General features: G+C 70.1%; 11 protein-coding genes and 3 pseudogenes. 7 read left to right on the top strand and 7 right to left on the bottom strand.

Translation table 11 applies throughout. The annotated features are described in order from the left end of the window. Positions 1–1,002: LCP family protein (locus AC2VOR_RS07520; protein ID WP_486953608.1), on the bottom strand; the 1,002-nt coding region annotated here is incomplete at its 3' end. A gap of 77 nt (positions 1,003–1,079) precedes the next feature. On the opposite strand from AC2VOR_RS07520, the gene rfbD reads away from it, so the two are divergent. From rfbD to manB, 3 genes are read left to right on the top strand one after another with little or no spacing between them, the layout of a single operon-like run. After that, entirely contained in the window at positions 1,080–2,006 is a 927-nt protein-coding gene (gene rfbD, locus AC2VOR_RS07515; RefSeq protein WP_369740142.1) for a dTDP-4-dehydrorhamnose reductase, read from the top strand. Positions 2,007–2,016: 10 nt separating this feature from the next. Next, positions 2,017–2,880, top strand: a complete 864-nt coding sequence (locus AC2VOR_RS07510) for a glycosyltransferase family 2 protein (RefSeq protein ID WP_369741733.1) — start codon at positions 2,017–2,019, stop codon at positions 2,878–2,880. Positions 2,881–2,882: 2 nt separating this feature from the next. Further along, on the top strand, positions 2,883–3,959 hold the full coding sequence (gene manB / locus AC2VOR_RS07505; RefSeq protein ID WP_369740140.1) for a mannose-1-phosphate guanylyltransferase: 1,077 nt from the start codon (positions 2,883–2,885) through the stop codon (positions 3,957–3,959). Here manB and AC2VOR_RS07500 read toward each other — a convergent pair. Both AC2VOR_RS07500 and AC2VOR_RS07495 read right to left on the bottom strand, forming a co-directional pair. Further along, positions 3,941–4,522: an NUDIX hydrolase gene (locus AC2VOR_RS07500; protein ID WP_369740138.1), complete on the bottom strand. Its 582-nt coding sequence runs from the start codon at positions 4,520–4,522 to the stop codon at positions 3,941–3,943. The genes manB and AC2VOR_RS07500 overlap by 19 nt on opposite strands. After that, positions 4,519–5,198, bottom strand: a pseudogene (locus tag AC2VOR_RS07495) (hypothetical protein); the annotation flags it as partial. The gene AC2VOR_RS07500 and the pseudogene AC2VOR_RS07495, both read right to left, overlap by 4 nt. A 49-nt stretch (positions 5,199–5,247) precedes the next feature. Here AC2VOR_RS07495 and AC2VOR_RS07490 point away from each other — a divergent pair. Together AC2VOR_RS07490 and AC2VOR_RS07485 are read left to right on the top strand one after the other, a co-directional pair. Next, positions 5,248–5,547, top strand: a complete 300-nt coding sequence (locus AC2VOR_RS07490; protein ID WP_369740136.1) for a type II toxin-antitoxin system Phd/YefM family antitoxin — start codon at positions 5,248–5,250, stop codon at positions 5,545–5,547. Next, positions 5,544–5,843 carry a type II toxin-antitoxin system RelE family toxin gene (locus AC2VOR_RS07485; RefSeq protein ID WP_369740135.1) on the top strand — a complete coding sequence of 100 codons (300 nt, stop codon included), beginning with the start codon at positions 5,544–5,546 and terminating at the stop codon, positions 5,841–5,843. Before AC2VOR_RS07490 ends, AC2VOR_RS07485 begins: the two co-directional genes overlap by 4 nt. Before the next feature lie 559 nt (positions 5,844–6,402). On the opposite strand, the gene AC2VOR_RS07480 is transcribed toward AC2VOR_RS07485, so the two are convergent. Further along, positions 6,403–7,197 (bottom strand): hypothetical protein, encoded by a 795-nt coding sequence (locus AC2VOR_RS07480; protein WP_486963512.1) that lies wholly within the window; start codon positions 7,195–7,197, stop codon positions 6,403–6,405. A 206-nt stretch (positions 7,198–7,403) separates the two neighbouring features. Between AC2VOR_RS07480 and AC2VOR_RS07475 the strand changes: the two genes are divergently transcribed. Together AC2VOR_RS07475 and AC2VOR_RS07470 are read left to right on the top strand one after the other, a co-directional pair. Beyond that, on the top strand, positions 7,404–7,664 hold the full coding sequence (locus tag AC2VOR_RS07475) for a hypothetical protein (protein WP_486963511.1): 261 nt from the start codon (positions 7,404–7,406) through the stop codon (positions 7,662–7,664). Next, positions 7,657–8,133: pseudogene (locus AC2VOR_RS07470) on the top strand (hypothetical protein); the annotation flags it as partial. The gene AC2VOR_RS07475 and the pseudogene AC2VOR_RS07470, both read left to right, overlap by 8 nt. Positions 8,134–8,423: 290 nt before the next feature. Here AC2VOR_RS07470 and AC2VOR_RS07465 read toward each other — a convergent pair. The 3 genes and pseudogenes from AC2VOR_RS07465 to cofD form a co-directional block, all read right to left on the bottom strand. After that, positions 8,424–8,881: pseudogene (locus AC2VOR_RS07465) on the bottom strand (Eco57I restriction-modification methylase domain-containing protein); the annotation flags it as partial. A 5-nt stretch (positions 8,882–8,886) separates the two neighbouring features. Further along, entirely contained in the window at positions 8,887–10,242 is a 1,356-nt protein-coding gene (locus AC2VOR_RS07460; protein ID WP_486963510.1) for a coenzyme F420-0:L-glutamate ligase, read from the bottom strand. Beyond that, a complete protein-coding gene (gene cofD / locus AC2VOR_RS07455) occupies positions 10,239–11,231 on the bottom strand; it encodes a 2-phospho-L-lactate transferase (RefSeq protein ID WP_369740119.1) in 993 nt (330 codons plus the stop codon). The genes AC2VOR_RS07460 and cofD overlap by 4 nt, the downstream gene beginning before the upstream one ends. Between the last annotated feature and the right edge of the window lie 361 nt (positions 11,232–11,592).

Genomic DNA, 11,592 nt, shown 5'->3' with positions numbered 1-11,592 from the left:
CCAGTCCTGCACCTGGTGCGGGTCCACCCGCACCACGCTCTGCATGCCGTCGTCGCTCCAGCCGGCGCCGTCGAGCACCGGGATGGTGGCGAACGCGATGTTGCCGCCGGCCAGCTTCTGCATCTGCTGCACGAAGTCCATGACGTCCCAGCCCGAGGACAGCACCACCGAACGCTGCACGGCGGCCTCCAGGCGCTGCAGCGTGGTGGGGCTCGACAGCGTCTTGCCGGAGATGACCCGGTGGGCCAGCGAGGCCATCACCGCCTGCTGGCGCACGACGCGGTCCAGGTCGCCGCGGGGCAGCTCGTGGCGCTGGCGGACGAAGCTGAGCGCCTCCGGGCCGGACAGGCGCTGCTGTCCGGCGGGGAAGTCCGCACCCGAGAGCGGCTCGAACACCGGGTCCTTGAGGCAGACGTCGACGCCGCCGAGGGCGTCGGTGATCAGCGCGAAACCGAGCAGCCCGATCTCGGCGTAGTGGTCGACGGTGACCCCGGTGAGGTCGGCGACGGTCTTGATCAGCGCCTCCCGGCCGGCCTCGGTGCCCTGGGCCGCGGCGTGCTCGGCCGAGTCGCCGGCCTTGACCAGGTTGGCGCGCCTGGTCTCCCGGGTCTGGCCGTAGACGCCGTTGATCTTCGTCTTGCCCAGGCCCGGGGCCGACACGTAGGAATCGCGCGGGATCGAGATGGCGGTCGCCGACTTCCCGTTGTTGGGGATCCGGATCAGGATGATGGTGTCGGTGTTGGTCGCCTCCTCGTCGCCGGCGCGCAGCGTCTCGAGCTCCTCGGCCGACAGCGGGTTGCCGTGCGCGTCGGTGCGGCTGTCCAGGCCGACCAGCAGGATGTCGATCGCGCCGTCGTCGCCGCCCTTGCCCAGCGAGGCCGCCGACATGTGGAAGATGCCGTCCTCGAAGGACCGCACATTGGTCCAGGCGATCCCGGTGCCGAGCACGACCAGCACCGTCAGCGCGGTGGCAGCCACACGAACCACACGTTGCACTCCCATCCCACTAGGTTACTTGCGGCACAGCTGCTTCGTGGGTAGCGGCCGCCCGCGTGCCCCGGGCGTGCCAGACTCATGCCATGTCGGGCAGGATCGTGATCATCGGGGCCGGGGGCCAATTGGGGAGCACCTTGGCGGTGCTCGCGGCCGATGAGGGCCGCGACGTGCGGGCCTACACGTCGTCGCGGTGGGACATCACCGACCCGGCGGCGGCCGAACGGATCGAGCGCGGCGACGTCGTGATCAACTGCGCGGCATACACCGACGTCGACGGCGCCGAGAGCGACCAGGACCGCGCCCACGCCGTCAACGCCGCCGGGCCCGGATACCTGGCGCAGGCGTGCGCACGGGCGGGTGCCCGGCTGATCCACGTCTCCACCGACTACGTGTTCGGCGGCGAGGTCTCCGGCGGTGACCCCGCGCACGTCGCGTCGCGCCCCTACGAGCCGAGCGACCCCACCGCGCCGGCGGGCGTGTACGGCCACACCAAGCTCGCCGGCGAGCGGGCCGTGCTGGCGGCGCTGCCGGACGCCCGGCAGGGCGTGGTCGTGCGCACCGCCTGGGTCTACACCGGCGGCACCGGCAAGGACTTCGTCGCAATCATGCGCCGGCTGGCCGCCGGCGACGGTCCGGTGAACGTCGTCGACGATCAGACCGGCTCGCCGACCTACGTGGGCGACCTGGCCGCCGCGCTGCTGCAGGTGGCCGACGACGGCGTGCCCGGCCCGGTCCTGCACGCCGCCAACGAGGGTGCGGTGTCCCGGTTCGAGCAGGCCCGGGCGGTCTTCGAGGAGTGCGGCGCCGACCCGTCGCGGGTGCGGCCGGTCAGCACCGCGCAGTTTCCCCGGCCGGCCCCGCGGCCGGTCTACTCCGCGCTGGGCGGCGAACAATCCCGGGCGGCGGGCCTGCGCCCGCTGCGGCCCTGGCGCGAGGCGCTGGTCGCGGCGCTGGCGGCGGCTGGCGGCGTCGCCGCGGGCGACCGACCGTTACCCTCGACGCGTGACTGACGTCGTACCGGTGGTCACGGTGACCTACTCGCCGGGCCCGCACCTGGAGCGTTTCCTGGCCTCGTTGTCGCTGGCCACGGATCGTCCGGTCGAGGTGCTGCTGGCCGACAACGGCTCCACCGACGGGACCCCGCAGGAGGCGGTGGAGCGCTACCCGAACGTGCGCCTGTTCGAGACCGGGGCCAACCTCGGATACGGCACCGCGGTGAACCGCGCCGTCGACCGGCTGGGCGACGACAACGACTGGGTGATCGTGGCCAACCCGGACGTGCAGTGGGGTCCGGGCAGCATCGACGCGCTGCTGGACGCCGCCAACCGGTGGCCGCGGGCGGGCGCGCTCGGCCCGCTGATCCGGGACCCCGACGGGTCGGTGTACCCCTCGGCGCGCCACCTGCCCAGCCTGGTCCGCGGCGGCATGCACGCCGTGGTCGGGCCGTTCTGGAAGCGCAATCCCTGGACGGCGGCCTACCGCCAGGAGCGGCTGGAGCCCAGCGAGCGGCCGGTCGGCTGGCTGTCCGGGTCGTGCCTGCTGCTGCGCCGGTCGGCCTTCCGCCAGGTCGGCGGGTTCGACGAGCGCTACTTCATGTACATGGAGGACGTCGACCTCGGCGACCGGCTGGGCAGGGCCGGCTGGTGCAGCGTCTACGTGCCCTCGGCCGAAGTGCTGCACCACCGCGGCCACTCCACCGGGCACGACCCGGCGAATCATCTGACGGCGCATCACAAGAGCACCTACATCTTCCTGGCGGACCGGCATTCCGGATGGTGGCGGGCACCCCTGCGCTGGACGCTGCGCGGGTCGCTTCAGGTGCGTTCCCGCCTGATGGTGCGCAATTCGCTGCGCAGCAGACGACGCAACGTGGAAGGGCGCTAGAGGTGGCAAAAACCCCGGTCGACGCGGTGATCCTGGTTGGCGGCAAGGGCACGCGGCTGCGGCCGCTGACGCTGTCGGCGCCCAAGCCGATGCTGCCGACCGCGGGGCTGCCCTTCCTGACCCATCTGCTGTCGCGGGTCGCCGCGGCCGGCATCGAGCACGTGGTCCTCGGCACGTCGTACCGGGCCGAGGTGTTCGAGGCCGAGTTCGGCGACGGGTCCAAGCTGGGCCTGCAGATCGAGTACGTGACCGAGCCGAACCCGCTGGGGACCGGCGGCGGCATCGCCAACGTCGCGCCGAAGCTGCGTCACGAGACCGCGATGGTGTTCAACGGCGACGTGTTGTCCGGCGCCGACCTGGGCGAGCTGCTCGCGTTCCACCACGCCAAGCAGGCCGACGTCACGCTGCACCTGGTGCGGGTCGGCGACCCGCGGGCGTTCGGCTGTGTGCCCACCGACGAGGACAACCGCGTCGTCGCGTTCCTGGAGAAGACCGAGGACCCGCCGACCGACCAGATCAACGCCGGCTGCTACGTCTTCCAGCGCGAGGTGATCGACCGGATTCCCCGGGGCCGCGAGGTCTCCGTCGAACGCGAGGTCTTCCCGGCCCTGCTGGCCGACGACCTCGAGGTGTGCGGCTACGTCGACGCCACCTACTGGCGCGACATGGGCACTCCGGAGGACTTCGTGCGCGGGTCGGCGGACCTGGTCCGCGGCATCGCCCCGTCCCCGGCGCTGCACGGCCACCGCGGCGAGCAGTTGGTCCACGACGGCGCTGCGGTGTCGCCCGGGGCGGTGCTCATCGGCGGCACGGTCGTCGGGCGGGGTGCAGAGATCGGTCCCGGGGCGCGACTGGACGGCGCGGTGATCTTCGACGGCGTCAAGGTCGAGGCCGGCAGCGTCATCGAACGCTCGATCATCGGCTTCGGGGCGCGCGTCGGTCCGCGGGCCCTGATCCGCGACGGGGTGATCGGCGACGGCGCCGACATCGGCGCGCGCTGCGAGCTGCTGCGCGGCGCCCGCGTCTGGCCCGGCGTGACCATTCCCGACGGCGGGATCCGCTACTCCTCGGACGTCTGAGCCCCGCATCGGCGGCCCACGGCGCGGGCGACCAGGTAGGCCAGCGCGTGGTCGGCGCCCTCGGGCAGCCCGTCGGCCGGGAACCACCGCAGGTCCAGCGACTCGTCGCTGATCGCGACCCGCGCGCCGGCCGGCGCGCGCGCCACGAACTGCAGGTCCAGGTGCCGGGTCGGCACGCCCAGCGAGCACACGACGGGGTGGACGTGCACGGCCGCCAGTTCGGGCTCGAGGCGCAGACCGGCGATGCCGGACTCCTCGGTGGCCTCGCGCAGCGCGGCGGCGGCGATGTCCGCGTCGTCCTGGCCGCCCGCGTCCCCGTCGTTGCAGTGCCCGCCCATCTGCACCCAGCGGCGCAGCCGGTGGTGCAGGGTCAGCAGCACCTTGCCGCCGGTGTCGTCGAGCACCAGCGCCGACGCGGTGACGTGGCCGGGTACGCAGTCGCGGCGGCAGGCGTCGGGGCGGGCGTGCAGGAAGGCCAGGACGGCGTGGCGCACCGCATCCTGGCATTCGTCGGGCGCCCGCCAGTCGGTGAGGATCGAGATCGCCGAGTCGCGAACGCTCACCGCGCCACCCGCCCGGTCCGGCGGTCGCGCAGCGCCGACCACGCCGCGCGGCAGCCGGCCACGTCGTCGGCGGGCCAGCCGAGCCGGTCGATCAGCACGCGGCGATCGACGATGTCGAGGGCCTTGCCGAACTCGCCGGCGTTGAGCAGCAGGTCGACGTCGACGGCGAGTTCGCCGTCGGCGCGGGACGGCGGCGGGATGGGCAGCTGCTCGGCTTCGGCGGGTTCGAGTTCCAGGATTCCCCCACCGTAGCTGCGGCCCATGATCTCGGCGAAGGCGAACGTCGCGCTGTTGTGGAACGCCGCGGCCAGCGCCGCCGGGTCGGCCCCCGGCCGCCGGACCCGGTGCACGGTGTGGCCGGTCACGATGCCCATGTCCACACCTCGGCCACCTCGCCGAGCCGGGTCATGGTGCCGGATTCCCTGAGCCGTCGCAGCAGGCGGATCGCGTCGGGCTCGAGGAAGTAGGCGGTCCACCTCTCCCGCTCGTGCAGCAGCGCGGGAGCGGAGGCGACGTCGAGGTCCGCGCCGGTGAGGGCGTCGGCGTCGCCGAGGTGGACGGTGTGCACCCGGGCCGGGCTCGCACCCGCGATCCCGCAGAACAACACGACCTACTGCAGCACACCGCCGAACAGCAACCGCTGAAAGGTGAGACGGGTGTGGCAACGCTGACGATTTGGTCAGGATTGGTCTGAACATAGACTAGTAGTGGCTATAATCCGAGCTATGACGATTGCCGCGACACCCGTGCCGTTGTCTGAAGCTAAGGCTCGCCTCTCTGAGCTAGCCAGGCGAGTACGCCAGCAACACGAGCGCATCACCCTGACCCGCAACGGAGAAGCAGAGGCTGTCTTGTTGTCGGTGGATGACCTTGAGGGCATGGAAATGACGTTGGAAATCCTCGGTGACGCGGACACCGTTGCGCGAATTACCGAGAGCCTAGCAGCTCTGCGGCGTGGCGAACGTGGCGCTGACCTGGCCACAGTTCGCCAGGATTTGGCACGTCGCCGCGTCACAGGGGCGTGACCGAACCTGCGCAGCGGTACGAGATCCGTTTCCAGCCTGCCGCACGGAGGGCGATTGCCAATCGGCTTCCGGAAGCTGTCTCCGCCGCCGTGCTCGAGTTTTGCGATTCCGCGCTGGCGGCCAACCCTCAACGTGTCGGAAAACCGTTGTTTGGCCCGCTCGCCGGGTGTCACGGCGCCCGCCGTGGCACCTATCGGATCGTTTACCAGATCGACGACAACAGCCGCATAGTCCACGTTCTCGACGTCGATCACCGGTCAGATATCTACCGCCGCACACAAGGTGACAAGTCCTAACCGCGGCGCCGGTCCCACGCCTGTAGCAGTCCGCGGCCCATCACCGCAGCACGCTGAAACTCACCCGCTCCGCATCAACTGACGTCGCCAAGCTCCGAGAATGCAAGAGGGTAGATTACCGGCTTGCCACTAACCTCGGAGCGGTGTGCCGCCCTAGGGAATTCGCTGGTCAAGATGGGCAACTACGGCAGAGAAGTCTGAGGTGCCGGCGCGTCGCCAATCTACCCGCTAATCAAACGCTCGCCTGCGGACCTGTTGGCGGAATGATGAACGCGGTCATTTCGGGCGCCCGAATACCGCACATTGCCATCTCGTCGTGCCGCACTCTGTTTCTGCATCTGAGCTGAGCGGGCCTCGTGCCAGATATGCGCCCACTGGGGTATGGCGGACTCGGGTCGCGAATCGCCGAACTCTCCAAGCAAGAGGCGTTGGTCGAGACCATCACCGACCAGGGCAGGTTCGCCTGCCGACAAGCCGGCACTGAGGCGGGGAACCGCTTTCCCGGGGGGTCACTTCGAATCATGATGGGGCGCCCCGTCTCTCCTCAGGCGCGCGCGGATTACCTGTTGGGGACGTTTCGCCAGCCCTCGGCGCTGCTCCAGAGAAGGACACGCGGCGAGTACGCGGGCGCCAGCCAGAGATAATCGAGGTAGTCCGGAACGGGCGGCGGCGCGGATGGCAGCGCCTTTCCGAACGTCAATCCCGCACTGAGGGCGGCCGGCAGCGCGGAGTCGTGCAGCGGGATGAACAGGTGGCGTTCATCGACGTTGGGTTCGTCGCGCAGCTTCTCGAAGTGTTCCGTGATGTGTGCGGCCTGGAACGCCGCGCGGAGTTCGTCGGCGAACCCGGTCAGAGATTCGTCAACCCAGCCCCCGGGAGACGCCGGCACCACCCTGGCATCGCGGCCCTGCGAAGAAAGGTCCGAATGGCCGATCATGCTGCAGCCTGACGCCTCGACAAGCCACCGAAGATCGGGGTCTGCCGATGGCCCCCAACCGAGCTGGCTGGTCTCGGGATACTCGACGTTTGTGGCCTCACAGATCTGGATGATGTTTTGATAGCAGTTCCTGAGCCGCTGCATCGCGGCGAATGAGCCCACCGCGATACTCCACATCCACTGGCCTGGCAGTGGCCACTTGTGGTTTTGGCGCGCAAGCAGACTGGCCGTTTTGAACGCATCCGGGTCGCCGAGGTTCGTCACCTCAAACGCCGCCCTGCGGCCGTCGGTCAGAGTCAGCATGACATCGACGACACCCTGGCGCCCGTCGACGTCCCACGCCTCAGCGACCGCGACGTCGAGGGTTCGCACGGCGATCGTGCAAGCCGCGCGTTCTTGCCGGCTCAAATCCTCCATCCGGATCAGGGTCGGGCCGCTATTCACGCAAATAAACCTAGGACGGACCTGCGGCCACGTCGATCCGTGTTCCGCCTAGCTCTCCTCGGGGCGGCTCGATCGCCAGCGCATGGGGCAGCTGCGGCGGAGACGCATCTTCTCTAAAACCCTTTACCTTGTCGCGCGTTAGTCAATACTATTGACACATCGCAATGGATAAGAGGATCATGGGCGGCGACAACGACATCAGCGACATCATCAAGTGGGCCGAATCGCAAAAGTGGACCGTCGAGATCGACAGCGAAGGTTACCGACGCTTCATCGACCCGCAGGGAAACTTCGTCGTCAGCTACCCGGCGACACCGAGCAACCCGCGACGTCGACGGACAGATGTCCTGGTGGCAGTCAAGAAGGCCGGATTGCCTTGGCCCGCGCCGAGCAAGAAGGAACAACGGTCACAGCGACGGAAGGAGGGTCCTAGTGAGTGAAGACTGGGTGGTCACGTTGACGTTCGACGTTGATCCGTCGATGGAGCGCATTGATGCGTGGGAGGCCGAGCTCGGGTGCATGGACGGCTCCGTGGCGCGTATCCCGGAGCGCGGAGTGGACGTGACCGTATATGTGCCCGGCGATTTCAACATGTTCGAGGCTGTCGGGAAGATGTCGGCCGAAATCGCGCACGTGGTACAGGCTGAGCCAGTCGGCATGGAGGCTGTCCGGGAATCCGAGTGGCACCGGCGCGCGGAGGCACCGACGATGCCCGAGCTGATGTCAGCCGCCGAGATCGCTGAGACGTTGGGTCTTTCGCGGCAGCGCGTTCACCAGCTGCGAGCCATCCGGGCGTTCCCGGAGCCGTTGGCGGAGCTGCGCGGTGGCGCGGTGTGGGACGCGGCCGCGGTGCGGAAGTTCGGCCAGGAGTGGACACGTAAGCCCGGCCGGCCGCGAGCCGAAGATGCCACAGGCGGCGATTGATCAGGACGTGATGGATCGTGCGTTCGAGGTGTAAGGGGCGCTGGCCGTGGAAGATCTACACCGCACGGTGAAGCCTGGTGATCTGCTCGTCGCCGCCGCTGCCGAACGTGCCCGGCTCGTGGTGCTGCACTACGACCGTTGACTTCATCGGATAGCGACGATCACCGGCCAGTCCACGGAATGGGTGGCACCATCAGGAATCGTCGACTAGAGGTAGGGGCCGCCTGGCGGTGGGTGCGGCAACCAAGGGGGGTAGCTTCCCGACTTGCAAGCAACGTCAGCAGGGTGATGTCGCGGAACCGGCGCAGCAGGAAGTCGCGCAGCTGCGCGGCGTAGCCGACCTGTAGCAGTTCGGCCGGCAGCACCAGGCCCACGCGTCCGCCCTCGCGGACCAGCACCGTGCTCGCGACGACGAACGGGACCCACGCTTTCGTCAGCCGGGTCGGGCGCAGGCCCTCGCGTCGCATCAGCTCCAGCGCCGGTTCGCGCTCGCCGGATGCCCAGTTCCGAACCGGATGTAGGGCGGGTTGCCCGCGACGCCGTCCCAGCCGCCGGGCGCGGCGGCGTCCAGCCAGGTGAACAGGTTCTCGGTGTCGACGGGTGCCGGTTCGACGATGCGCGGCCCGGCCTCCCGGACCAAGCGGGCCAGGAACCGCGCCATCGGTTCGGGGGTGTCGTAGCCGCCGCGAACCTTGTCCGCCGAGGCCACCGGCTTGCCCGCGAACGCCGTCACGGGGGTCATATCTCGATCAGCAGGTCCGCGACGGGAACCGGGTCGCGCGGCCCCGTCGGCTCCTGCGCGCAGCCGATCGCGATGGCGCCCAGCGGTTCCCAGTCGGCGGGCAGGCCGAGCTCGGCGCGCACCAGGTCGGCAGCGAAGATCGTCGAGCCGATCCAGCAACTGCCCAGCCCCCGCACGGCCAGCGCCACCAGCAGGGCCTGCACGGCGGCCCCGACCGCGACCGTGAACATAGTGTGCTCGGCGCCGGTGCGGGCGGCGTCGGAATAGGTGTGCGCGCCGTCGGGAACCAGGAACGGGATGACGACCTCGGGTGCGTCGTAGAGGATCCGGCCGCGGGCCACCCGGCGCTCGATCGCCTCTGGGGGCCTGCCGTCGGCGGCCAGGTCGGCGCGCCACCGGTCCTTCATCCGGTCCAGCAGCCGCAGCCGCGTGGCCGGGGTGCGCAACCACGCGAACCGCACCGGCCGGGTGTGGTGGGGGGCAGGTGCGGTCAGCGCCTCGGCGACGGCGGACTCGACGAGCTCGGGCGGCACCGGCCGGTCGGCGAAGGAGCGCACCGACCTGCGCAGCAGCTGGGCCTGCCGGCGACCCAGCTCGAGCGCCTCGGCGGTGCCCAGCCAGAACAGGTCTTCGGTGCCCGGCCGCACCAGGTCCCGGGCCGTCGAGCCGTCGTCGGTCACGTGCAGGCCGCGCACCACGGCCACCGGCATCGCGGTCAGTTTGCCCTTGACCAGGTCGGCGGCGGCCGCGACCTCGTCGGCGACCGCGACCTCGGTGACCAGCAGCTCGTTGCCGTGGCCGTCGACGGCGCCCGAATAGTTGTGCAGCACGGCCAGACCGGCCGCGCCGATCGCCGCGTCGGTCTGGCCGTTGCGCCAGGCCCGGCCCATCGTGTCGGTGACGACCACCGCGACCTGCACGCCGAGGTGTCCCCGCAGGCCCGCGCGCAGGGCCGCGGCGCTGGCGTCGGGGTCGACGGGCAGCAGCGCGAGTTCGTCGCGGCCGACGTTGGACCCGTCCACGCCGGCGGCGGCCTGGACCAGGCCCAGCCGGCTCTCGGTGATCAGGGTGCGGCCCTTGCGTGCCAGCACGCGCACCGCCTCGTCGTCGACGAGCCGGCGCCGCAGCCGGTCCCGTTCCTCGGCGTCCCGCGGCGCCGGCACCAGGCGGCCCTCGCACTTGGACACCGCCTTGCTGGTCACCACCACCACGTCGCCGTCGCGCAGCCAGGGCGCGGCCGCGGCGAGGGCCGCGGCCAGGTCGTCACCCGGGCGGAACTCGGGGAGCCCGGGCACTGGCAGGATCTCGACCGCGGCCGCGGTGCCGTGCTCGCCGACGCCCGGCCCGCTCACGCGCGCACGCCCGCGAGGTCCAGCCCGGCGGCGACCATGGCGGCCGTGGCCCGCGGGTCGGTCATCACCAGCGGCACGGGACGCACCGCGACCCCCTCGACGAGCGCCTCGTCGCCGTCGTGCACCAGCCAGCAGTCCAGGATCCCGGTGCCGGCGCGCGCCCCGTAGTGGCGGCCCACCGCCTCGGCGGTGGACTCGACCCCGATCACGGACAGGCAGGCATCGGCCATGCCGCGCAACGGCTTTCCGCCGATGATCGGTGAGTAGCCGACGACCGGGGCGGTGGCGGCCCGCAGCGCACCCCGGATGCCGGGGACCGCCAGGATGGCGCCGATGCTGACCACCGGGTTGGACGGTGCCAGCAGGATGACGTCCGCCTCCGCGATGGCTGCTACGGCTTCGGTTGTGGCGCTTGCCTTTTCGGCGCCGACGAACGCGAAGCTGTGGGTCGGCACCTGGGCGCGGTAGCGCACCCACCACTCCTGGAAATGGATCGCGCGCCGGCTGTCGTCGGCCGGGTCAGTGATCACCACGTGGGTCTCGCACCGATCGTCGCTGACCGGCAGCAGCCGGGCGCCCGGTTGCCAGCGGTCGCACAGCGCCGCGGTGATCTGCGTCAGCGGGTAGCCGGCGCCCAGCATCTGGGTGCGCACCAGATGGGTGCCCAGGTCGCGGTCGCCCAGCATGAACCAGTCCGGCTGCACGCCATAGCGCGCCAATTCGTCTTTGGCGTGCCAGGTTTCGTCGCGGTGCCCCCACCCGCGCTCCGGGTCCACCCCACCGCCTAAGGTGTACATGCAGGTGTCCAGATCCGGGCACACGCGCACCCCGTGGATCCAGGCGTCGTCGCCGATGTTGACGACGGCGGTCAGTTCGTGGTCGTCGGGCGATTGCCCCGGCGCCCGGAATTGGCCCAGCCCGAGCAACTGCTGGACTCCCAGCAGGAAGCGGGCGCCGCCGACCCCGCCGACCAGAACGGTGACCTTCACAGGGCACGACAGTACCGGCCGGTCACGGTCCGGTGGCGGGCCGGGACGCGGGGCCGGAAACGGTTGTGACAGTTGTGATCGACACGCCGGGGGGCCAAAACAACAGAAACGCCGAAATTTCGTCACGAGATGGTATGGAAACGCCGTCTAACGCTTGACCGGGCACATCAACCCGTGTCTAATCACAACAGTGTCATTTCCCGGTTGGCCGGCCGTTTCCGGTGTCGCAGACCGAGATTCGATCACTTGTTCGAATGTTCGAATTGTCTGTACATCAGAACAAATTGTCTGTACATCAGAACAGTGGGAACCCTTACTCTTTCAATCAGCCTGAGGAGGCGGAAACGCATGTCCTACGAAC

This window comes from Mycobacterium sp. TH-M103, from assembly GCF_057473785.1.
The sequence above is the reverse complement of the archived record's forward strand: the minus strand, read 5'-3'. Positions and strand labels throughout refer to the sequence as shown.

Excerpts from the sequence above, each read along its gene's own strand:
- rfbD (WP_369740142.1), top strand. The coding sequence starts at position 1,080 with ATGTCGGGCAGGATCGTGATCATCGGGGCCGGGGGCCAATTGGGGAGC.
- AC2VOR_RS07490 (WP_369740136.1), top strand. The coding sequence starts at position 5,248 with ATGACGATTGCCGCGACACCCGTGCCGTTGTCTGAAGCTAAGGCTCGC.
- AC2VOR_RS07480 (WP_486963512.1), bottom strand. The coding sequence starts at position 7,197 with ATGGAGGATTTGAGCCGGCAAGAACGCGCGGCTTGCACGATCGCCGTG.
- AC2VOR_RS07475 (WP_486963511.1), top strand. The coding sequence starts at position 7,404 with ATGGGCGGCGACAACGACATCAGCGACATCATCAAGTGGGCCGAATCG.